Source organism: Streptomyces sp. NPDC059454, assembly GCF_042749965.1.
GTDB lineage: Bacteria > Actinomycetota > Actinomycetes > Streptomycetales > Streptomycetaceae > Streptomyces.
Window position 1 is genome coordinate 59,779 of the sequence record NZ_JBHYVC010000004.1, and the last position, 23,163, is coordinate 82,941.

Below are 23,163 nucleotides of genomic sequence, written 5' to 3' on the forward strand. Positions count from 1 at the left end.
AGGACATCCCGTGAACACCTTCCACGTCGACTCCGAGACCGGCCGCCTCCGCCAGGTGATCCTGCACCGTCCGGGCCTGGAGCTGTCCCGCCTGACCCCGCGCAACGTCGACGCGCTCCTCTTCGACGACATCCTGTGGGCCAAGCGGGCCCGCGAGGAGCACGACGCCTTCGCCCAGGTCCTGCGCGACCACGGGGCACGCGTGCACTACTTCGCCGATCTGCTGGCGCACACCCTCGACGTCCCCGGGGCGCGGGACTGGCTGCTGGACCGGATCGTCACCCCGGCCACCGTAGGTCCTGCCCTGACCGACCCGGTCCGCGCCTTCTGCTCCGATCTGGACGGTGAGACCCTCGCCGGGTACCTCATCGGCGGACTGCTCAAGAACGACCTCCCGCTCACCGCTCCGCACAGTCTGATGTGGAACGCGTTGGGCACCGAGGAATTCGCCCTGGCACCCCTGCCCAACCACCTTTTCCCGAGGGACAACTCCTGCTGGATCTACGACCGGCTGTCGGTCAACCCCATGGCCAAGCCCGCCCGGCGGCGCGAGAGCCTGCACGCCGAGGCCGTCTACCGGTTCCACCCGATGTTCGCCGGGGCCGCTCCGGCACCGCTCCTCGACGGACCGGTGGGCACCCTGGAGGGCGGAGACGTCCATGTCGTCGGCAACGGCGCCGTGATGGTCGGCATGGGGGAGCGGACCACCGCGCAGGCCGTGGAGAACCTTGCCGCCCGCCTCTTCGCCGAGCACACCGCCAGTCGGCTGATCGCGGTCCAACTACCCTCCGAGCGGGCCTACATGCACCTCGACACGGTGCTGACCATGGTGGACCGGGACACCTTCGTCCTCTACCCGGGTCTCGCCGACTCCCTGCGCTCGTGGACCCTGATGCCCAGTGGACGGCACGAGGCCGGCTTCGCCGTCACTCCGAACTCCGACCTGGCCACCGCGCTGGCCGAAGCGCTCGAACTCGACAAGGTGCGCATGCTGTCCGCGCCGCAGGACCTCCGCAACGCCGAGCGTGAACAGTGGGACGACGGCAGCAACTTCCTGGCGCTGTCCCCCGGGGTGGTCGTCGGCTACGAGCGCAACGTCACCACCAACACCTACCTGCGCAAGCAGGGCATCGAGATCGTCACCATCGCCGGTGCCGAACTCGGCCGCGGCCGGGGCGGACCGCGCTGCATGAGCTGCCCGATCGAACGCGACCCCGTCACCTGACCGCACCACTGCGAGGAACCGTCATGACCGTCGACCTGCGAGGCCGCTCCTACCTGAGCGAACTCGACTTCACCGCCGAACAGATTCACCACCTCCTCGACCTCACCGAAGAACTGAAGAAAGCCAGGCGCGCCGGCACCGAACGGCCCCGCCTGACCGGAAAGCACCTGGCCCTGGTCTTCGAGAAGACCTCCACCCGCACCCGCTGCGTCTTCGAGGTCGCCGCCGCCGACCAGGGCGCCGCCACCACCTACCTGGGTCCCGGCGACACCCATGTCGGCACCAAGGAGTCCGTCGCCGACACCGCCCGCGTCCTCGGCCGCATGTTCGACGGCATCGAATACCGGGGTTCCGCCCAGTCGACCGTCACCGACCTCGCCGCCCACGCGGGCGTGCCCGTGTACAACGGACTGACCGACACCGCACATCCGACCCAGAGCCTGTGCGACGTCTTCACCATGCGCGAGCACAGCCCGAAACCACTGGCGGAGATCAGCTACTGCTACCTCGGGGACGCCCGCAACAACATGGGCAACTCCCTGCTGTCCATGGGAGCCCTGCTCGGTATGGACGTACGGATCGCCGCCCCCGGAGCACTGTGGCCCGAACCCGGCCTCGTCGCAGCCTGCCGCTCCCTCGCCGCCCGCAGCGGGGCCCGCATCACCCTGACCGAGGACGTGGAGGAAGCCGTCCACCGCGCCGACTTCCTCCACACCGACGTATGGGTTTCCATGGGGGAGCCGGCGGAGACCTGGCGGGAGCGCGTCGAACTGCTGCTGCCCTACCGCGTCGACGCCAAGACGATGGCGGCCACCGGCAACCCGGACGCCAGGTTCATGCACTGCCTGCCGTCACTTCACGACCGCAGCACCCGTCTGGGCAGGCAACTCTTCGACACCTACGGACTGGACGGCCTCGAAGTCACCGACGACGTCTTCTCCTCGCCCGCCTCCCTTGTCTTCGACCAGGCCGAGAACCGGCTGCACACCATCAAGGCCGTACTCGTCGCCACCCTGGAGGACTGAACCATGCGCATCGTCGTCGCCCTCGGCGGCAACGCCCTACTGCACCGGGGCGAACGCCCCGACGCCGCGGTGCAGCAGGCCAACATCGACAGGGCCGTCACCGCCCTCGCCGCACTCGCCCGTGACAACGAACTCGTCATCACGCACGGCAACGGCCCCCAGATCGGCCTGCTGGCCGTCGAAAGCGCCGCTGATCCCGCCCTGTCCACTCCCTACCCGCTGGACGTCCTGGGTGCTCAGACGCAGGGCATGATCGGGTCGTTGCTCGCGCGGGCCCTGCGAGGTGCCCTCCCCGGACGGCAGGTCGCCGCGCTCGTCACCCACACCGTGGTCCGTGCGGGCGACCCGGCCTTCGTGCGGCCCACCAAGTTCGTCGGCCAGGTCTACTCGCGGGAGGTGGCGCACGTCCTCGCCCGCAAGCGCGGCTGGCACATTGCCAAGGACACCACGGGATGGCGCCGCGTCGTCCCGTCCCCAGCGCCCGAGGCCATCGTGGAGACGGACACCGTCCACGCCCTGCTGAGCAGCGGAACGCTGGTCGTCTGCGCCGGCGGCGGAGGCGTCCCCGTCACGGCCGATCACGACACCGGGGCGCTGACCGGAGTCGAAGCCGTCGTCGACAAGGACTTCACCGCCGCTCTCCTGGCCGAGGAACTCAAGGCCGATCTCCTGCTCATCCTCACTGACGTCCCGAACGTGTACGCCGACTTCGGCACGCCTCGCCAGCAGCCCGTGCTCGACGTGACCCCCGCGCAACTTCGGGACAGCGCCTTCCCCGAGGGGTCGATGAAGCCCAAGGCCGAGGCCGCTGCCCGGTTCGTGGAACGGACCGGTGGCCTGGCCGCGATCGGAGCCCTCGACGCCGCGTACGCCATCGCCCACGGAACATCGGGGACGCTCGTACGACCCGAACTCCCCATCGGATGACAAGCAGCAGGCGGCGCACCGGAGAGTCGGATTCCGGGACGGTCGGGTCCTGGCCAAGGACCAGTGGCCCCTGCTGTCACCGCCTGACGGGACCAAGACTCGAAGCAGCCTGAAGGAGGATTTCCATGACCCGCACCATCACCGTCGGACTGGACGGCTCGCCGGCGAGCCTGGCTGCCGCAGACTGGGCCGCGCACGAGGCACAGCTCAGGGACCTGCCTCTGAGGCTCGTGACCGCGTGGGAGTGGCAAGCCCCTGCCTTCGCACCTGCGACCGGAATCGGCGTGCCGGTGCCGCCGAGCGACCTCCAGTGGGCATCGGCACAGCACCTGCTGGCCCAGGCGCGCTCCCGCGTCGGCGAGACCCGCCCCGGGCTGCGGATCGACACGGACGAGATCCCCGGTCTGCCCGTCCCGGCTCTGCTGAAGGCCGCCGAGGAGGCCGAGCTGCTGGTACTGGGCTCCCGCGGACTGGGCAAGGCGGCGGGATACCTGCTCGGTTCCGTCTCCCATGCCGTCCTGGCCTCGTGCGAGCGGCCCGTCGTCCTCGTCCGTGCTGCCGAGCACGGCGAAGAGGAGGCGATGCCGGAGACCTCGGCACGCGAGGTCTCCGCCGTCTCCGGCCACCGTGCCGTCGTCCTGGGCCTGGACCTGCACAAGCCCAATGACGCGGTGATCGACTTCGCGTTCGACGCGGCTTCACGGCGCGCCGCACGCCTACGGATCATTCACGGCTGGACGCTGCCGCCCTACTACTACGGCGGCGCGCTCATGCCCGACCTGAACGACGGCATGGTCAAGCAGGTACGGAGCGAACTGTCCGACGTCCTGCGACCGTGGCAGGACAGGTACCCCGCCGTGGAGGTTCACGCGCAGGCCACGATCGGTGGTGCCGGGCGCCACCTGGTCGACGCCTCCTACGACGCCGCCCTCGTGGTGGTGGGCAGGCAGAACCGTCGGGCGGCGGTCGGCGCTCATATCGGGCCGGTGACCCAGGCGCTGCTGCATCATGCCGTCGCTCCGGTGGCGGTGATCTCGCACGACTGACCGAGAAGGACTGCCCAGGACAGCGAACGCAACGAGGGAGACCGCCCCCTGTCCGATCCTCAGCCCGCCTGTACGCGATGCGTGAGACACCGCCGCGTACAGGCGGGCTGCTTCATCGCCGGTGGTGGCCGAAGGTCCCTGTGGATCAGGGCTGTTGAGTCCCTGGGGTGTGGACCTTCGGCGTCGGGTGCGCGGTGGTGGGGGGCGGGAGAGTGAGTGGTGTCAGGAGCCAGCCGGATCTTCCCTGAAGGAGTCACTGTGATGGCCGTGCACCAGTCCACGCATCGTAGTTCGGGTTTCCATCTGCCGTCGTTCCGCCGTAACGGCGCGGTTTCCGCGCCCGGGTCGGTGGAGGCCGGCGCGCTCACCGTACGGGCCTGTGTCTTCGCTTCGGCGCGGGTGCTGATGGGGTTCGTCTTCCTGTGGGCGTTCCTGGACAAGACGTTCGGGTTCGGTTACGCCACCGCGTCCGGCAAGGGCTGGATCGACGGGGGTTCGCCCACCGAGGGTTTCCTGGGGCACGTCGCGGTCGGTCCGATGGAGTCGACGTTCCATGCGTGGGCCGGGGCGGCGTGGGCGGACTGGCTGTTCATGCTGGGTCTGCTGGGGATCGGTCTGGCCCTGACCGCGGGGGTGGCGCTGCGTCTGGCGGCCTTCGCGGGGACGGTGATGATGGCGTTGATGTGGGTGGCGGAGTGGCCGCCGGCGAAGCACCTGTCGGACGGGTCGGCGAGCATGTCGACGAACCCGTTCGCCGACTACCACCTGGTCTACGCGGTGGTGCTGATCGCGCTGGCCGTGGTGTCGGCCGGTGACGCGCTGGGTCTGGGCCGGCTGTGGGCCAGGCTCCCGATCGTCCGCGACCACGCGTGGCTGCGCTGAACACGACTGGCGGGGCGGGCCCACCCAAGGACCCGCCCCACCAGCACGTCCGCGGGCCTACCGGTGTGCCGCGCGGGCCGTCCCCCGTCGGGCCGGCGCGGGATGGCGAGCAGAGCGTCGAGGGCCCTGGGCACGCACCAGAGCAGGATTCTGGTCCGTCTGGAAGGGAGGCCGGGTGAGCGCGCCCGGTCTCCCTCAGCACGTGCCACGGAGCCTCTGGACGGCTACGGCGGGTCGACGCGGGTGGTCGCCGATGAGCGGACAGAACAGATGAGTCACAGCGAGGAAGGTAACGCGTATGGACGTCAACGAGGTGCTGCTGCCCGGAGTGGGACTGCGCTACGAGTTCGTGAACCACGAGGGCCACCGGATCGGTGTCGTCGCCCAGCGCTCGGGGGAGTTCGAGTTGGTGGTCTACCCGCGGGACGACCCCGACGAGGCCCATCCGGTGCTGCGGCTCACCGGGGGCGAAGCGGACGCTCTCGCCGAGATCCTCGGCGCCCCGCGCATCGCCGAGCGTTTCGCCGACTTGACGCGCGAGGTCCCCGGCTTGGATGCCGGACGAGTGGAGGTCGGCCCCGGCAGCCCGTGCGCCGGACGGCCACTGGGCGAAACCCGGGCCCGAACCCGTACCGGCGCGTCGATCGTGGCCGTGGTCCGAGGTGAGGACGTCATCGCCTCACCCGGACCTGCCCAGCGCCTGCACGTCGGAGACGTGCTGGTCGTCATCGGCACGCGTGAGGGCATCACCGGCGTGCAACGCATCATCCAAGGCTGAGCCGTGCACACCCCTGTCGCCCTGCTGCTGGAACTGGGCATCATCCTGACCGCGTTGAGTCTGATCGTCGCGGGCGCCAGACGCTTCGCCCTGACGCCCGTACCGCTGTACCTGCTGGCGGGGCTCGCCTTGGGCGACGGAGGCATCGCGCCGGTCCCGGCGGCCCGCGAGTTCGTCGACACCGGCGCCGCGATCGGACTGATCCTGTTGCTGCTGACCCTCGGCCTGGATTTCACCGCCCGAGAGTTCACGGCCAGTCTGCGCCGACACCGGTCCTCCGCGGTCGTGGACCTCGTTCTCAACGCCATCCCCGGCGCCGTGGCCGGATGGCTGTTCGGTCTCGATGCCGCAGGTGTCCTGGCCCTGGCCGGTGCGACCTACGTATCGTCCTCCGGCATCATCGCCCGGCTTCTCGGCGATCTGCGCCGGCTCGGCAACCGTGAGACGCCCGCGGTGTTGTCGGTGCTGGTGCTGGAGGACTTCGCGATGGCCGCCTACCTCCCTCTCCTGGCGGTCGTCACCGCCGGAGGCAGCTGGTGGGAAGCGTTGTCCGCCGTACTCGCGGCCACTGCGGTGGTGGGGGCGGCGGTAGGCGCATCGAGCCGCTGGGGACATCATGTCGGCCGAGTTCTGTCTCCGGCCGATGCCGAGCAGGTACTGCTCAGGTTGCTCGGCTTCACCCTGGTCATCGCCGCGCTGGCCGAGATGGTCCACGTCTCCGCCGCGGTCGGGGCCTTCCTGGTCGGGCTCACGCTGACCGGCGCCGCCGCCGAGCGGGCCAGGACCGTACTGGGCCCGCTGCGCGACCTGTTCGCCGCGGTGTTCTTCCTCGCTCTCGGCATGTCGGCCGACCCAGGGCATCTGCTGCCCGCGCTGCCGGCCGCAGCGGTCCTGGCCCTCATCACCGCGATCACCAAGGTGGCCACGGGGTGGTATGCCGCAGGCCGTGAAGGAGCGGGCCGCCGGGGCAGACTGAGAGCCGGGACCGCGCTCGTCGCCCGCGGTGAGTTCTCGGTCGTCGTCATCGGACTGGCCGCTACCGCACAGGACCGCCTTGCGGCCCTGGTGACCTGCTACGTGATCCTTCTGGCCGTGTGCGGTCCCGTCCTCGCCCGCCTGGCACCGACCCGTGGCGTGCCCTCGCGCATGAGGGCGTCCGACCGGGCGCCGGGCATGCTCGACAAGCCCCGGCCTTCCACAGCCGCACCTACTCCGGACCCGGCGCGCAGTGGGGTCCGCTCCGGCTGACCGTTCCCGGCCGCAGGCAGGGCAACTGGCGTCACCCGACATACGGGGCACATGGGCCGGTGGGCCCGTACCACGGGCCGATCGCCTCTGCCCGGTACTGCCGCGCGGCGGGACGCTGGAGGTGGGCAGAGAAGCGTCTTCCCACCACGTCCCGTGTCCGGTCGCTGTTGGTCCTCACAGCCGATCGTCTTGTCCCGTCGTCCCGCCCCTCATGAAAGGCAGGCACTCTCATGTCCTTCCGCAGCGGGCGCACCTCCCACGCGTCCACCTTCCTCGTCCGTGCGGCGATGACCGCGCCGTCGCTCCTGAACACCCAGCCCTGGCGTTTCGTCGCGGACGGCGACATGGAGATCGAGCTGCACGCGGACACCGGGCGCGGGCTGCCACTCGCCGACCCCCATGGACGGGAACTCGTGCTCGGTTGCGGCGCCGCCTTGTTCAACATGCGGCTGGCCATGTTGCACCTGGGCTTCCGGCCCGTCGTCCACACGTTCCCCGATCCGCAGGACCCGGCGCACCTCGCCACTGTTGGGTGGGGCGCCTACACCCGGCCCACTGACGAGGAACAGCGTCTGTACACCGCTCTGGGCCGACGGCACACCGCACACGGTCCCTTCCTGCCGGAACCGTTGCCCCCAGATCTCGTTGACGACATGCGCGATCACACGCATCGGGAGGGCGCGGACCTGCACGTCATCGACGACGTTGCGCAACGGCGACTGCTGGCCGAACTGGTCCGTGTGGGCGAGGAAGCCCATCGCACCGACGCACGGCTCGCCACCGAACAGGCCGCCTGGACCCGGCGGCTCGCCCGGCCACGAGACGACGGTGTGCCGGCCGACGTCAGCGTCCTCCACCCCGACTCCACCGCCCTCGCCGGGCGGGACTATGCGGGGCTGACGGACATGTTCCCCACGCCTCCTCGACGATGGCCCACCCGGACCGGATTGGTGGTGCTCCTCGCCACGGGCAAGGACGATCCGCTCACCTGGCTGCGGTCCGGGCAGGCACTTCAGCGGCTGCTCCTGCACGCGGCCGGGCACGGAGTCATGGCGGCCTTCCACACACAACCTCTCGAAGTGCCTCACCTGCGCACCCGTGTCCGGCAGGCTCTCACCGCCGGGCAGTTCCCGCAGGTGATCCTGCGCCTCGGACACGCACCACACGTACGGGCTCTGCCCCGGCGCGCTCTCGCCGACGTACTCGGCTGACACCGGTCCCGGCGGGTGGCGCGGCTTCGGACCGGGGGCACTGCACCTCGGGGCCGTACGGCGGGGGGACGGCCCGTTCGGCCCCTACGCCGGAGTGGGGCGCCGCAGCAGCCTTTCGTTGAGTAAGCGGGGCTGCGCCGTCGGCCGGTCCCGTCAAGCGAGGGAGGGGAGGGATCGTCATGGACGGCCCGGTCGTGATGGCATTGGACAGCTCGCGTGAGGTTCCCGCGGTCGTGGACTGCGCGGCGCGTGAGGCGGATCGGCGAGGAGTGGCCCTGCGGTTCACTCAGGCCATCGCATGGCCTACCGGCGGAATACCGGCCGGCGTGCCGCCCTGGGACCCGGACAGGCCCGAACCGCGCGAGAGGGACGGTCTGCCACCGGCGGCATCGCAGAGAGCTCATGTGGTCGCACCGAAGGTCGAAATCACTCACGAGGTCCTCTTGGGTGATCCCGCGGCAGTGCTGGAGGCCGCTGCACGGGACGCGTCGCTCGTCGTACTCGGCCGCCACCGGCAGGAGGCCGGCGATCCACGCCGCGACAAGGTCGTGCGCAGGCTGATGCGCCACAGTGCCTGCCCGGTGCTGGTGGTCGACGCCACGGCCGACTCGACCGCTCCCGTGCTGGTGGCCGTCGACGCGTCGGCGTCGGCCGGAGAGGCTGTAGAGGCCATGGAGTGCGCCTTCGCCGAAGCCTCGGCCCGAGGCGTGTCCTTGCTGGTCCTGCGACGTCGGCTCCCTTGGAGTGCTCAAGCGCGCGGAGCGTCGGTTGCCGCGGAGCTTCCCGGACTCAGAAGGCGTTTCCCGGACGTTGCGGTGTGCTGTCTGTCCGCACAGGGATGGAGGAAGCGGCTATGGGGAACAACGGCTCAATTGGTCGTATTGGCCGGTCATGGCAGCGCAGGCACGCCTCGGAGTTGGGTCGAAGGATGCCGGGTGCGTATCCCGCACGTTTCCGTCTAGCCCGTCGCAGTGGCCTGGTGGACGAGGGCCCGTCCACCTCGCGGCGGATGGTACGGCGCGTGACCTCCCCAGGACCACGCCGTACCATCCGGCCGGCACAACGCCACCGGTACCCGGCGGCGACGATGCCATGCGGCGATCGCGAGACGGGCCTCCCGACAGACTGTGCCCCTCCCCGCTATCCGGGGACTGCGGCTCGATCAGAGGACGTTCGCGGGGTTCTTCGCCTCTACTCGATCGAACACTGGGCGGCCGCAAGCGGTGTGTACAGAAGGGTCCGGTCGGCCCTGTCGGGTACCCGGTGAACGGGGCAGGGTGAGACGAAAGACCTCGCAGGGCTCTCCGTCGAGCCGACCATCGATCCGCAAGGGAACCCAGGATGTGCGCCCATTCGCAGCAGGTGTCCAGTCCGCTCTCGGACGAGGAATTAAGGAGGCTGGACGCCCATTGGCGTGCCGCGAACTATCTGTCCGTCGGCCAGATCTACCTGATGGCCAATCCTCTGCTCACCGAACCGCTGCGCGCTGAGCACGTCAAACCGCGGCTGCTCGGCCACTGGGGCACCTCACCCGGCCTCAACCTCGTCTACACGCACCTCAACCGGCTCATCCGCTCCCGGGGGCTGGAAGCGCTCTGCATCTGGGGGCCCGGCCACGGGGGCCCTGCCGTGGTGGCCAATTCCTGGCTGGAAGGGTCGTACACGGAGACCTATCCGGACATCACCCGCGACGCCGCCGGGATGGCCCGGCTGTTCCGGCAGTTCTCCTTCCCCGGAGGCGTGCCCAGTCACGTGGCCCCGGAGACGCCCGGCTCCATCCACGAGGGCGGCGAGCTGGGCTACGCCCTCTCGCACGCCTACGGCGCCGCCTTCGACAACCCCGGCCTGCTGGTCACCTGTGTCATCGGTGACGGTGAGGCGGAGACGGGGCCTCTGGCCGCCTCCTGGCACTCCAACAAGTTCCTGGACCCGGTGCAGGACGGCGCCGTCCTGCCGATCCTGCACCTCAACGGCTACAAGATCGCCAACCCGACGGTGCTGGCCCGGCTGCCGGAGTCCGAGCTCGACGAACTCCTCAAGGGATACGGCCACGAGCCCATCCACGTCACGGGAGACGAGCCGGCCGCCGTCCACCGCGCGATGGCCCGGGCCATGGACAGCGCTGCGGACCGTATCGCCGGCATCCAGCGCGCCGCCCGCGAGGACGGGGCGACCGAGCGGCCCCGCTGGCCGATGATCGTGCTGCGCACCCCCAAGGGCTGGACCGGCCCCGCCGAGGTCGACGGCCTTCCCGTGGAAGGGACCTGGCGAGCTCACCAGGTCCCCCTGTCAGCCGTCCGGGACAACCCCGACCACCTGCGGCAGCTCGAGGAATGGCTGCTCTCCTACCAGCCGCAAGAGCTGTTCGACGAGGGCGGAGCACCTCGCCCGGACGTCCTGACGTGCGTCCCCGACGGCGCACGCAGGCTGGGATCGACCCCGCACGCCAACGGCGGTCTGCTGGTGCGCGAACTCCCGCTGCCGCCTCTGGAGAGGTTCGCCGTCCCGGTGGACAAGCCGGGCGCGACCTTGCACGAACCCACTCGCGTCCTCGGCGACCTGCTGGAGGACGTCATGCGCGGGACCGCCGACCGACGTGACTTCCGCGTCGTCGGTCCCGACGAGACCGCCTCCAACCGCCTCCAGGCCGTCTACGGCGCCAGCGGCAAGGCATGGCAGGCCCGCACCCTTGATGTGGACGAGCACCTGGACCGCCACGGCCGGGTGATGGAGATTCTCTCCGAACACACCTGCCAGGGCTGGCTGGAGGGATACCTTCTCACCGGCCGGCACGGGCTGTTCTCCTGCTACGAAGCGTTCGTCCACATCGTCGACTCCATGGTCAACCAGCACATCAAGTGGCTGCGCGTGACCCGCCGCCTGCCCTGGCGCGCGCCCGTCGCCTCCCTCAACTACCTGCTCACCTCCCACGTGTGGCGCCAGGACCACAACGGCTTCTCCCACCAGGACCCCGGCTTCGTCGACCACATCCTCAACAAGAGTCCCGAAGCCGTGCGGGTCTACCTGCCGCCGGACGCCAACACCCTGCTCTCCGTCGCCGACCACGCGCTGCGCAGCCGCGACTACGTCAACGTGATCGTCGCCGGAAAGCAGCCCTGCTTCGACTGGCTGACCATGGAACAGGCCAAGGCGCACTGCGCGCGCGGCGCCGGTATCTGGGACTGGGCCGGCACCGACAGCGGCGAGCGGGAACCGGACGTGGTACTCGCGGCAGCCGGTGACGTCCCCACCCAGGAGGTGCTGGCCGCCGCACAACTGCTGCGCACGCACCTCCCGGAACTGGCCGTCCGGGTCGTGAACGTCGTCGACATCGCCCGGCTGCTGCCCGCCGAGGAACATCCCCACGGCATGACCGACTTCGAGTACGACGGCCTGTTCACCCCCGACAAGCCGGTCGTCTTCGCCTACCACGGCTACCCCTGGCTGATTCACCGACTGGCCTACCGCCGCACCGGCCACCAGCACCTGCACGTGCGCGGCTACAAGGAAATGGGCACCACCACCACACCGTTCGACATGGTGGTCCGCAACGACCTGGACCGGTACCGACTGGTCATGGACGTCATCGACCGAGTCCCCGGTCTCGCGGTGCGCGCGGCGGCCGTGCGGCAGGAGATGGAGGACGCCCGGCTGCGCCACCACGCGTACATCCGCGAGCACGGTGTCGACCTGCCCGAGGTCGCCGACTGGTCGTGGGACGGCTGACAGGAACCCGACGGGCCCGGACCGCGGACGTCGGATCCGCCGGCCGGGCCCTGCTGCGTCCGCTCCCTGGGCGAGTGGGTGGTGCCCGCGGAGAACTGCCCGCCCGTCAGCGAGACCAGCTGAAGCCCTCACTTGGGCGGTCGGCGAAGACTGGCACGACGCGTCGGTACTCGCGGGGCTGGAAACTCAGGGCGTCCGTCAGCGACCTGTAGATCTCGAAGGCGTCCGTCAGCCCGGTGCGGCGCACGATGTCGCGTAAGCGGTCGCTGTCGGAGACGAGACGCAGCCTGCCATGCCGCCCACGGATCCGCGCACGTGCCCTGCACAGCACTCCCAGCGCGGCGCAGTCCAGGAAGGGCACAGGGCGGAGGTCCACGACCAGATCGGTGTGTGGGCATGCGGTGAGGGCGTCCAGCCGGGCCGTGACGACCGGTGTCACGGCGATGTCGAGGTCTCCGCGCAGTTCCAGGACGGTTGTGTCGCCGACGGTGTACTCGGAGCGGATCGGGCCGGTGCGGGCGTGCTCGTGCGTCATAGGGACAGCCAAGACCAGGTGCTCGCCGGGCAGTAGGGTTCGATGGCCCATGCGCAGGGGCCCGTGCGACCCCTCGGTACGTCAGCCCCGCCGGGCATGGCGAAGCCGCCGCGCGGAAGCTGTCAGGCTCCCGCGCGGCGGCCTCCGGCACGGTCGTGTTCAGCCGTGGTAGGCGGTGCGCATGAGCTCCTGCATGTCGTCGAGCATCGGCATGCGCGGGTTGGCCGGCGCGCACTGGTCCTCGTAGGCGTTGAGGGCCTGCTGGGGCAAGGCGTCGAGGAAGGCGCGCTCGTCGACGCCGAGGGCCTGGAACGTCGGCTCTATGCCGACGGCGTCGCGCAGGCGCTCGACGGCCGCGGCGAGGGACTCCACGCCCTCAGCCGGAGTGGCCGCGGGCAGCCCGAGGGTGCGGGCGATGTCCTGGAAGCGTTCGGGGGCGCGGTAGTTCTCGTACTTGGGCCAGCCGGTGAGCTTCGTGGGGACGGTGCCGTTGTAACGGATGACGTGGGGGAGCAGGACCGCGTTGGTGCGGCCGTGCGCGATGTGGAAGGTGGCGCCGAGGGTGTGGGACATGGCGTGGACGATGCCGAGGAAGGCGTTGCCGAAGGCCATGCCGGCGATGGTGCCGGCGTTGTGCATCTTCTCCCGGGCCTCCGCCGAGCCGTCGCGGTTGTTCACCGATGCCTCGATGTTGCCGAAGATCAGGCGGATGGCGTGCAGCGCCAGGCCGTCGGTGAAGTCGTTGGCGTAGACGGACACGTACGCCTCGATGGCGTGGGTGAGGGCGTCGAAGCCGCTGTCGGCAGCGAGCGCCGGGGGCAGGGCGGTGGTGAGGAGGGGGTCGACGATGGCCACGCTGGGGGTGAGCGCGTAGTCGGCCAGCGGGTACTTCTTGCCGGTGGCGGGGTCGGAGATGACGGCGAAGGGGGTGACCTCGGCGCCGGTTCCGGAGGTGGTGGGCACGCACACCAGGCGGGCCAGCCTGCCCAGGGTGGGGAAGCGGAAGGCGCGCTTGCGGATGTCGGAGAACTTCTGCCGCATGTCGGCGAAGTCGATGTCGGGCTGCTCGTACAGCAGCCACATCACCTTGGCCGCGTCCATGGGCGAGCCACCGCCGAGCGCGATGATCGTGTCGGGACGGAAGTCCCGCATGAGGGCGGCACCGTGCTGTACGGAGTCGATGCTGGGCTCGGGCTGGACGTTGTCGATGATCTGGAGGGTGACCGGTTCCCGGCGCCGTTGCAGGACGCGGCTGATCCGGTCGACGAAGCCGAGGCGGGTCATGGTGGCGTCGGTGACGATCGTGACGCGGTGGACGTCCGGCATGGAGGTCAGGTAGCGGATGGCCTGCGGCTCGAAGTAGATCTTCGGCGGCACCTTGAACCACTGCAGGTTGTTGCGGCGGGCGGAGACCCGCTTGATGTTGAGCAGTTGGGCGGCGGAGACGTTGTTCGACACGGAGGTGCTGCCCCAGGAGCCGCAGCCCAGGGTGAGCGAGGGCAGCAGACCGTTGTAGATGCCGCCGATCGCGCCCTGTGAGGAAGGGGAGTTGACGATGATCCGCACGGTCTTCATCCGCTTGCCGTACGCCTCAGCCGTGGCGGGGTCCTCGGTGTGGATGACGGCGCTGTGGCCCTGGCCGTGGAAGGCGACCATGTCGGCGGCCAGGTCGAAGCCGTGGCGTTCGTCCTCGGCGCGCAGCACGGCGAGGACCGGGCAGAGCTTCTCGCGGGTCAGCGGCTCGTCCGGGCCGACGCGTTCGGCCTCGACGAGGATGACCGAGGTGTTCTCCGGCACGGAGAATCCGGCCCGTTCGGCGATCCACGCCGGGCTCTGGCCGACGGCGGACGCGTTGACCTTGGGCTCGCAGCCGGCGCCCGATCCGCCGGTGGCGGGGAACAGGAAGGTCTCCAGCTTCGCCTTCTCCTCCGAGGTGGCCAGGTGGGCGTGGAGGGTGCGGAACTCGGCGAGCGCCGCGTCGTAGATGTCGGTGTCCAGGATGACGGCCTGTTCGGAGGCGCAGATCATGCCGTTGTCGAACGCCTTGGACAGCACCAGGTCGTTGACGGCCCGGCGCAGCTTCGCGCTCTTGTGCACGTACGCGGGGACGTTGCCGGCGCCGACGCCGAGGGCGGGTTTGCCGGCCGAGTAGGCGGCCTTGACCATGGCGTTGCCGCCGGTGGCGAGGATCAGGGAGACGCCCGGGTGATGCATGAGCGTGCGGGTGGCCTCGACGGACGGGGCCTCGATCCACTGCACGCAGTGCTCCGGCGCTCCGGCGGCAATGGCCGCGTCCCGCACGACGCGGGCCGCTTCGGAGCTGCACCGCTGGGCGGACGGGTGGAAGGCGAACACGACCGGGTTGCGGGTCTTCAGCGCCATCAGTGCCTTGAAGACCGTGGTCGAGGTCGGGTTGGTGACGGGGGTGACCGCGGCCACCACGCCCACCGGTTCGGCGATCTCCACCATGTCCTCGATGTCGTCCCGGCCGATGACCCCGACGGTCTTCGTGTGGCCCATGCTGTGCGTGACGTGCTCGCAGGCGAACATGTTCTTGGCCGCCTTGTCCTCGAAGACCCCCCGCCCGGTCTCCTCCACGGCCAGTCGAGCCAGCGCGGTGTGCTGGTCCAGGGCGGCGACCGACGCCTTCTTCACGATGTGGTCGACCTGCTCCTGGGTGAGACCCTCGTAATCGGCGAGTGCCTTGAGGCCGGCCGTGACCAGACGGTCCACGGCGACCGCGGTGTCGGACGGGGCGTCGGCCCCGCGGTCCTTGGTCCGCACGTTCTGTCGGGTCATGGTGGTGTGCCTCCGTTGTCAGGGACCGCCGTGCTCATGCGGCGGCTCGGGACGGGAGGGACACCGCGGGGGACCGGCGCCCCTCCCTGGCTCCACTCTCCGACGGATCCCGATGCCGTGGCAGGCGCCGAAGGGCCCCTCTCGCGTCCGTCCGGCCCGGCTCGGCAGGGACCGTCGGCCCCGGCACGGCCGAGCCGCCGCACGTCGGCGCCGGCCGCCGAGGTCACGGGCTCCCGGTCCGGTGGGACGGGGTGGGTGTCTCGCGGTCGTCGATGCGGAAGCCCAGGCCGTTCACCACGCCGACCACGCCGTCGAGCCGCCAGACGGCGTGCACGAGCTCCGGCACCTGGCTACGCGCTTCCACCCGGCCGTCGAGGGTGACCACGCCGTCGCGGACAGCGACGCGGACCGCTTCGGACGGCAGGTTCAGCGAGGTCACGACGATCTCCTCGGTCACCTGGCGGCGGATGTCGTCGTCCGCGCGCAGGAAGACCCGTAGCAGGTCGCGGCGGGTGGCGATGCCGATGAGACGGTCGGCCTCGTCGACCACGGGCAGTCGCTCGACGCCGCGGCGTTCCATGAGCCGAGCGGCGTCCGGCACGGTCTGCTCGGGGTGCACGGTGATGGCAGGGCTCGACATCACGTCGCCCGCCGTCACGGAGGGCGGCGGAGCGGGGCCGTCCCGGTGCGCCTGGTTGCGTACGAGGTCGCTGCCGGACAGGACGCCGAGGACCTTGTCGTCGGCGTCGACCACCGGCAGTCCGCTGATCCGGTGGTGGTCGAGCAACCGGACGACCTCTTTGAACGGTGTCGTCCGGCGGGCGTGGACGACGTCCCTGGTCATTACCTCGCCGACGATGTGAGCGGTCACGGCGGATCTCCTTTCACGAACGCGGGCGGGGGAGGGCCGGAGCCCGGGTCGGCTCCGGCTCCCCGCCGGGTCGGGCGGGCGCCGTGTGGCGCCTACTTCTGCGGGCCGCCGCGCCACGGGGGCGGCGCGGCCGTCCGGCGGGCGGCGTCGCCTCGGTGGGCGACGCGTTCGGTGGCGGAGCGCAGCCGGTCGTGGAGCCGGTCGGCGAGTTCGCGGACGCTTGCCTCGCGTGCGTGGACGACGACGAGGTCGCTGCCGACCCGGATGTCGGTGCGACCGGACCAGGGCAGTTCGACGTGGTGGGCCGATGCCCGCCGTACGCGCACCTCACCGTTCACGGGCGGCAGGCTGGGCCGGTCCAGAGCGGCGGCGACCTTCTCGCGGAGGTAGGCGAGAGATTCCTCGTCCACCTCGCCGTCGGCGCGGACCAGCACGGCGGCGGTGGTGGTCTCACGGGCACCGATGTCCTTGGCGGTCATGTGTTCCACTCCCTGTGATCGTTCTGCGTCGCCTCAAGCCTGCTGCGCCGGTCGCTCCCGTCCCAGGGGCGACCGGCCCCGGAGGGAGGAGCGGCCGGTCCCTGGTATGAGGGCCGAGTGGCCCCGCCCCGCGGTTCACCTGCTGTCGCTCCCCTCGGTCTCCTCCAGCGCCGCCCGCCCCGCCTCCAGTCGCGCCACCGGCACCCGGAACGGCGAGCAGGAGACGTAGTCCAGTCCGGCGGTGTGGAAGAAGTGCACCGAGTCGGGGTCGCCGCCGTGCTCGCCGCACACCCCGATCTTGAGGTCCGGGCGAGTGGCGCGGCCCTCGGCGACAGCGATGCCCACCAGCCGGCCGACTCCCTCGCGGTCGAGCGTCTCGAAGGGGGAGGTGGAGAAGACGCCCTTGTCCAGGTAGGCGGAGAAGAACTCCGCCTCGACGTCGTCGCGGGAGAAGCCCCAGGTCGTCTGGGTCAGGTCATTGGTGCCGAAGGAGAAGAACTCGGCTTCCTCGGCGATCCGGCCCGCCGTCAGGGCGGCCCTGGGCAACTCGATCATGGTGCCGACCGGGCAGTCGAGGACGACTCCGGCCGTCCGTGAGGTCTCGGCCAGTACCCGTTGGACCTCCGTGCGCACGAGGCGTAGTTCACGGACGTCACCGACGAGCGGGACCATGATCTCCGCCTGGGGTGCGCCACCGGCCAACAGGCGCTCGGTCACGGCCTCACCGATCGCCCGGACCTGCATGGTGACCAGGCCGGGCACGACCAGGCCCAGGCGTACGCCGCGCAGCCCGAGCATCGGGTTCTCCTCGTGCATGCGGTTCACCGCGCCGAGCAGTTCGACGTCGTGCGCGTCCGGCTCCTCGCCACGGGCCTGAGCGGTGGCGATCCGCACCGCCAGTTCGGTGCGGTCGGGCAGAAACTCGTGCAGTGGCGGGTCGAGCAGCCGGATGGTGACCGGCAGACCGTCCATGGCCTCCAGGATGCCGGCGAAGTCCCGCCGTTGAAGGGGCAGGAGGTCCGTCAGGGCCCGGTCGCGCTCGGCGTCCGTGTCGGCCAGGATCATCTGCTCCACCAGCTTGCGGCGTTCCCCGAGGAACATGTGCTCGGTGCGGCACAGGCCGATGCCCTGTGCTCCGAACCGGCGGGCACGGGCGGCGTCCTCGGGGGTGTCGGCGTTGGCCCGCACCTCCAGCCGCCGGACGGTATCGGCGCGGGACAGCGCCCGGGCCACCGCGCCGACCGTGCCCTGCGCGCCTTCGTCGCCCGGGCCGTCCTCCAGGTACCGGATGACCGCCGAGTCCACCAGCGGTACGGCTCCCGCGTACACCGCTCCGGCGGAGCCGTCCACCGAGACGACGGTGCCCTCCTCGACGACGGTGCCGTCCGCGGTGGTGAAGCGGCGGGCATCGGTGTCCACGGTGAGTTCCTCGGCGCCGCACACGCAGACCTTGCCCATGCCGCGGGCGACGACGGCCGCGTGGCTGGTCTTGCCACCCCGGCTGGTGAGGACCGCCTGAGCGGCGATCATGCCGGGCAGGTCGTCCGGGGTGGTCTCCTGGCGGACCAGGACCACCTTCTCGCCGGCCGCGGCGCGGCGCACCGCCTGGGCGGAGTCGAAGACCACGGTCCCGACCGCCGCGCCGGGAGAGGCCGGGACGCCGTGGGCGAGCGCGGTACCGGTGGCGGAGGCGTCGAACCGCGGGAACATCAGCCGGGCCAGGCCCTCGCCGCTCACCCGGGCCAGCGCCTCGTCCGGGGTGATGAGCCCTTCGTCGGCCAGCTCGGCGGCGAGAACGAAGGCGGCCTCGGCGGTGCGCTTGCCGACCCGGGTCTGGAGCATCCACAGGGTGCCGCGCTCGATCGTGAACTCGATGTCGCACAGATCCCGGTAATGCCGTTCCAGAGTGCGCATGTGTGCGCGCAGCCGGTCGTAGGACGCGGCGTCCAGGCGCCTCAGCTCGGCCAGCGGCACCGTGTTGCGGATGCCGGCGACGACGTCCTCGCCCTGCGCGTCGGGCAGGTAGTCGCCGTACAGGCCCCGGCGCCCGGTGGCCGGGTCACGGGTGAAGGCGACGCCGCTGCCGGAGTCGGCCCCGAGGTTGCCGAAGACCATGCGCTGCACGTTGACGGCGGTGCCCAGGTCGTCGGCGATGTGCTCGCGCCGCCGGTACAGGCGGGCGCGTTCACCGTTCCAGGACTCGAACACGGCCAGGACCGCCCGGCGCAGCTGCTCGGCGGGGGACTGAGGGAAGCGATCCCCGGTCTCCAGGTGGATCAGGTTCTTGTACGTCTCGACCAGCTCGGCCAGGTCGGACGCCGTCAGGTGCACGTCGTCCCGCACACCGCGCAGATCCTTCATCAGGGCGAGGGACCGTTCGAAGGAGGAGGAGTCGACGCCCATGACCGTGCTGCCGAACATCTGGACGAGGCGGCGGTAGGAGTCCCAGGCGAAGCGTTCACTGCCGGAGACCTTGGCCAGCCCGAGGACGGAGCCGTCGTTCAGACCGATGTCGAGGATCGTCTCCATCATGCCGGGCATGGAGAACTTCGCGCCGGAGCGGACGGACAGCAGCAGCGGGTCGTCCGGCTGGCCCAGCGAACGGCCGGCGGAGGCTTCGAGGGCCGACAGGTGCGCGGAGACCTCCTCCCACAGGCCCGCGGGCTCGCTGCCCGTGGTCAGGAAGGCGCGGCACGCCTCGGTGGTGAGGGTGAATCCCGGCGGTACGGGGAGCCCGAGCCGGGTCATCTCCGCCAGGTTCGATCCCTTGCCGCCGAGGAGGCCGGCCATGTCACGGCCGCCCTCGGTGAAGTCGTACACGTAACGGACCATGACGCTGCGCTCCTCAAGCGTTGGGGCGTGATGGTTCCAGCGTCGGACGGGGGCGTGCTCGGCGCGAGGTGCCGGCCGTCCCGCGTGAGGGACCGGTCGGCCCTCGATGAGCCCTTGCCGTTCCGGAGGGACCATCGGCGCCCTGCCGGGGCTGTGCGGTCCGTGGACCACCAGATCGGCCGAGAGGACGCTCGAAGGCATCGGAAGTCATCGACCCGGGAGGGGACACGTCATGCCGCACGACATCGTGGTGGGGATCGACGGATCGACCGAAGGACTCGCCGCCGCGCACTGGGCGGCCCGGGAGGCTCAGCGGCGAGGAACGGATCTCGGCGTGATCCACGTCTGGCACCGCCACCCCCGCCCCGCGCCGTACATCCCCATGGACAGCACCGAGCGCGACTGGGCCGAGCATCTCCTGGGTGAGGCCGTACGCAGTGTCCGTGCCGCCCACCCAGGGCTACGGATCACCGGCCGACTCGTGTGCGACGCCACGGTGGCCGGCCTGCTGAAGGCCGCGGCCGACGCCGACCTGCTGGTCCTCGGTTCCCGTGGCCTCGGAGCTCTGGGCGGCTTCCTCACGGGCTCCGTCTCCCAGCGAGTCGTCGGCCGGTCCCCCCACCCGGTCGTCCTGGTCCGCGCGGGACGGTCCGCCGCCGACGAGCACCTGCCGGCCACCGACGGCGTCGCCCCGGAGGAGATACCGGAGACGCCCTACCGTCACGTGGTCCTGGGGCTGCAGACGGATCGTCCTTGCGACGAACTGATCGAGTTCGCCTTCGACGCCGCCCGCCGGCGTGGCACCGGCCTGTCAGTGGTCCACGCTTTTCGGACCGCCTTCCGGCCCGCCCCCGTTCCGTCCGTGCCCCTGGGGTCCGCGGCCCCGGAGGGCCCGGCTCCCGTTCCTTGGCCGCAGGCTCAGGCGCTGGCGGACCAGGAGCGCACCGTGGCGGCGGTGCTGCGTCCTTGGCGGGAGAAGTACCCGACCGTCCCGGTGACCGAGACGGTCACCGAGGGGCGCGCCGCTGTGGTTCTGGTGCGGGCCGCTCAGGACGCGGGCCTCCTGGTGGTGGGCCGCCGCGGCATCGATCACCAGGTCGGTGTCTTCACGGGGCCGGTCACGCACGCCGTCCTGCACCACGTCGGATGTCCCGTCGCCGTGGTTCCGCACGGCTGACACCACGGCGGCCGGTCGGGGCCGAAGGTCCCGGCCGGCCGGGGCCGCACGGGACCACCCGGTGCCCTGTCCGGCACTGCTCGCCGCGGACCCGTACGACGAGCATCGACAGTGACAAGACCGTACGACGAGAGGACCCGTGATGACCGCGACGGTGACAGCCGGCCCCCGGACCGCCGACGCCTGGCGGCAGTTCGCCGGGAGCGGGTGGCGTGAGCGCATCGACGTGCGCGACTTCATCCAGGCCAACTACACGCCCTACGAGGGCGACGCCTCCTTCCTGGCCGGCCCCACGGACCGCACCCGCGCGGTCTGGGAGAAGGTCGGCGCGCTGTTCCCGGAGGAGCGGCGCAGGGGCGTGCTCGACGTGGACGCCGCCACCCCCTCCACCATCACCTCGCACGCCCCCGGCTACATCGACCGCGACCGCGAGCTGATCGTCGGCCTGCAGACCGACGCCCCGCTGAAGCGGGCGATCATGCCCAACGGCGGCCTGCGCATGGTGGAGAACGGGCTGAAGGCGTACGGCTACGAGCCCGACCCGTTCGTCACAAAGGTGTTCGACACCTACCGCAAGACCCACAACGCGGGCGTCTTCGACGCCTACACCCCCGCCATGCGCGCCGCCCGCAAGGTCGGCATCATCACCGGCCTGCCCGACGCCTACGGCCGCGGCCGGATCATCGGGGACTACCGCCGCGTCGCCCTGTACGGCACCGACCGGCTCACCGAGGCCAAGCGCGCCGAGAGGGCCCTGCTGGACACCCGGCCGTCCACCGCCGACGTCGTCCGCGACCGCGAGGAACTCGCCGAGCAGATCCGGGCGCTGGGCGAACTGGCCGAGATGGCCGCGTCCTACGGCTGCGACGTCACCCGGCCCGCGGCCACCGCGCACGAGGCCGTCCAGTGGCTCTACCTGGGCTTCCTGGCCGCGGTGAAGGAGCAGAACGGCGCGGCCATGTCGCTCGGCCGTACCTCCACCTTCCTGGACGTCTACCTCCAGCGCGACCTCGACGAGGGACTCCTCGACGAGAGGCGGGCCCAGGAGCTGATCGACGACTTCGTCATCAAGCTGCGCATCGTGCGGTTCCTGCGCACCCCCGAGTACGACGCCCTGTTCTCCGGCGACCCGACCTGGGTGACGGAGTCCATCGGCGGCATCGGCGCAGACGGACGCACGCTGGTCACCCGCACCTCCTTCCGCTTCCTGCAGACCCTCTACAACCTCGGCCCCGCCCCGGAACCGAACCTGACCGTCCTGTGGTCGCCCCGCCTGCCGGCCGGCTTCAAGGAGTTCTGCGCCCAGGTGTCCATCGACACCAGCGCCGTCCAGTACGAGTCCGACGACCTGATGCGCCCGCGCACCGGCGACGACACCGCGATCGCCTGCTGCGTCTCCGCCATGGCGGTCGGCAAGCAGATGCAGTTCTTCGGCGCCCGCGTCAACCTCGCCAAGGCGCTGCTGTACGCCGTCAACGGCGGCCGGGACGAGATGACCGGCGACCAGATCACCCCGGAGATGCCCCCGCTGTCCCGCGAGTACCTGGACTACGACGAACTGTCGGCCGCCTACGACCGGGTCCTGGACTGGCTGGCCCAGACCTACGTCGACGCACTCAACGTCATCCACTACATGCACGACAAGTACGCCTACGAGCGCATCGAGATGGCCCTGCACGACCACCCCGTGCACCGGTTCATGGCGTGCGGCATCGCCGGACTGTCCGTCGCCGTGGACAGCCTCTCCGCCGTCAAGCACGCCCGCGTGAAGGTCATCCGTGACGCGACCGGACTGGCCGTGGACTTCCACACCGAGGGCGACTTCCCGGCGTACGGCAACAACGACGACCGCGCCGACGCGATCGCCGTCGGCCTGGTGGAGTCGTTCATGGCGAAGGTGCGCGAGCACCCCACCTACCGCGATGCCGAGCACACGCAGTCGGTGCTGACCATCACCTCCAACGTCGTGTACGGCACCCACACCGGCAACACCCCCGACGGCCGCCGCGCCGGCCAACCCTTCGCCCCCGGCGCCAACCCGATGAACGGCCGCGACAAGCACGGCGTGGCCGCCTCCGCCCTCTCGGTGGCCAAACTGCCCTACGAGGCGGCACGCGACGGCATCTCCCTGACCACCACGATCACCCCGGAAGGGCTGGGCCACGTCCCCGAGGAGCGGGCCGGTCACCTGGTCGGCATCCTCGACGCCTACATGTCCGCGGGCGGCTTCCACATGAACGTCAACGTGCTGGACCGCGCCGTGCTGGAGGACGCGATGGAACACCCGGAGAAGTACCCCGAGCTGACGATCAGGGTCTCCGGCTACGCCGTGAACTTCGTCCGCCTGACTCGTGAGCAGCAGCTCGACGTGATCAGCCGCACCTTCCACGGATCGCTGTGAG

General features: G+C 70.8%; 17 protein-coding genes. 12 read left to right on the top strand and 5 right to left on the bottom strand.

Annotated features, from left to right (window positions below; all coding sequences use genetic code 11):
* Positions 1 to 10 precede the first annotated feature (10 nt).
* From ACFXAE_RS03865 to ACFXAE_RS03910, 10 genes are all read left to right on the top strand, one after another.
* Positions 11 to 1,225: an arginine deiminase gene (locus tag ACFXAE_RS03865; protein ID WP_381313553.1), complete on the top strand. Its 1,215-nt coding sequence runs from the start codon at positions 11 to 13 to the stop codon at positions 1,223 to 1,225.
* A gap of 23 nt (positions 1,226 to 1,248) precedes the next feature.
* On the top strand, positions 1,249 to 2,250 hold the full coding sequence (argF, locus tag ACFXAE_RS03870; protein ID WP_384707512.1) for an ornithine carbamoyltransferase: 1,002 nt from the start codon (positions 1,249 to 1,251) through the stop codon (positions 2,248 to 2,250).
* Between the two features lie 3 nt (positions 2,251 to 2,253).
* Positions 2,254 to 3,177 (top strand): carbamate kinase, encoded by a 924-nt coding sequence (locus ACFXAE_RS03875; RefSeq protein ID WP_384707515.1) that lies wholly within the window; start codon positions 2,254 to 2,256, stop codon positions 3,175 to 3,177.
* Positions 3,178 to 3,302: 125 nt separating this feature from the next.
* Complete coding sequence (locus ACFXAE_RS03880; RefSeq protein ID WP_384707517.1) at positions 3,303 to 4,223, top strand: universal stress protein; 921 nt, start codon at positions 3,303 to 3,305, stop codon at positions 4,221 to 4,223.
* 261 nt (positions 4,224 to 4,484) lie between these two features.
* Positions 4,485 to 5,105 (top strand): hypothetical protein, encoded by a 621-nt coding sequence (locus ACFXAE_RS03885; RefSeq protein WP_384707520.1) that lies wholly within the window; start codon positions 4,485 to 4,487, stop codon positions 5,103 to 5,105.
* A gap of 298 nt (positions 5,106 to 5,403) precedes the next feature.
* The gene (locus ACFXAE_RS03890) at positions 5,404 to 5,883 is read left to right on the top strand and encodes a cation:proton antiporter regulatory subunit (RefSeq protein ID WP_142191370.1); all 480 of its coding nucleotides are present in this window, start codon (positions 5,404 to 5,406) and stop codon (positions 5,881 to 5,883) included.
* A gap of 3 nt (positions 5,884 to 5,886) precedes the next feature.
* Complete coding sequence (locus tag ACFXAE_RS03895; protein ID WP_384707523.1) at positions 5,887 to 7,131, top strand: cation:proton antiporter; 1,245 nt, start codon at positions 5,887 to 5,889, stop codon at positions 7,129 to 7,131.
* Between the two features lie 230 nt (positions 7,132 to 7,361).
* Complete coding sequence (locus ACFXAE_RS03900) at positions 7,362 to 8,342, top strand: Acg family FMN-binding oxidoreductase (protein ID WP_384707526.1); 981 nt, start codon at positions 7,362 to 7,364, stop codon at positions 8,340 to 8,342.
* Positions 8,343 to 8,539: 197 nt separating this feature from the next.
* Complete coding sequence (locus ACFXAE_RS03905) at positions 8,540 to 9,304, top strand: universal stress protein (RefSeq protein ID WP_384707916.1); 765 nt, start codon at positions 8,540 to 8,542, stop codon at positions 9,302 to 9,304.
* Between the two features lie 379 nt (positions 9,305 to 9,683).
* The gene (locus tag ACFXAE_RS03910; protein WP_384707529.1) at positions 9,684 to 12,068 is read left to right on the top strand and encodes a phosphoketolase; all 2,385 of its coding nucleotides are present in this window, start codon (positions 9,684 to 9,686) and stop codon (positions 12,066 to 12,068) included.
* A gap of 106 nt (positions 12,069 to 12,174) precedes the next feature.
* Here ACFXAE_RS03910 and ACFXAE_RS03915 read toward each other — a convergent pair whose 3' ends face one another.
* The 5 genes from ACFXAE_RS03915 to ppdK all read right to left on the bottom strand — a co-directional run bounded on the left by ACFXAE_RS03915 (position 12,175) and on the right by ppdK (position 19,584).
* Positions 12,175 to 12,603, bottom strand: a complete 429-nt coding sequence (locus ACFXAE_RS03915; RefSeq protein ID WP_384707531.1) for an STAS domain-containing protein — start codon at positions 12,601 to 12,603, stop codon at positions 12,175 to 12,177.
* A gap of 159 nt (positions 12,604 to 12,762) precedes the next feature.
* A complete protein-coding gene (gene adhE / locus ACFXAE_RS03920) occupies positions 12,763 to 15,402 on the bottom strand; it encodes a bifunctional acetaldehyde-CoA/alcohol dehydrogenase (protein WP_384707534.1) in 2,640 nt (879 codons plus the stop codon).
* A gap of 223 nt (positions 15,403 to 15,625) precedes the next feature.
* Positions 15,626 to 16,273: a CBS domain-containing protein gene (locus tag ACFXAE_RS03925; protein WP_361751245.1), complete on the bottom strand. Its 648-nt coding sequence runs from the start codon at positions 16,271 to 16,273 to the stop codon at positions 15,626 to 15,628.
* Between the two features lie 92 nt (positions 16,274 to 16,365).
* Positions 16,366 to 16,752 carry a hypothetical protein gene (locus ACFXAE_RS03930; protein ID WP_384707537.1) on the bottom strand — a complete coding sequence of 129 codons (387 nt, stop codon included), beginning with the start codon at positions 16,750 to 16,752 and terminating at the stop codon, positions 16,366 to 16,368.
* A 135-nt stretch (positions 16,753 to 16,887) separates the two neighbouring features.
* Positions 16,888 to 19,584 (bottom strand): pyruvate, phosphate dikinase, encoded by a 2,697-nt coding sequence (gene ppdK / locus ACFXAE_RS03935; RefSeq protein ID WP_384707540.1) that lies wholly within the window; start codon positions 19,582 to 19,584, stop codon positions 16,888 to 16,890.
* Between the two features lie 232 nt (positions 19,585 to 19,816).
* Here ppdK and ACFXAE_RS03940 point away from each other — a divergent pair, with 232 nt between their 5' ends.
* A complete protein-coding gene (locus ACFXAE_RS03940) occupies positions 19,817 to 20,761 on the top strand; it encodes a universal stress protein (protein ID WP_384707542.1) in 945 nt (314 codons plus the stop codon).
* Between the two features lie 142 nt (positions 20,762 to 20,903).
* On the top strand, positions 20,904 to 23,162 hold the full coding sequence (pflB, locus tag ACFXAE_RS03945; protein ID WP_384707545.1) for a formate C-acetyltransferase: 2,259 nt from the start codon (positions 20,904 to 20,906) through the stop codon (positions 23,160 to 23,162).
* Position 23,163 lies beyond the last annotated feature (1 nt).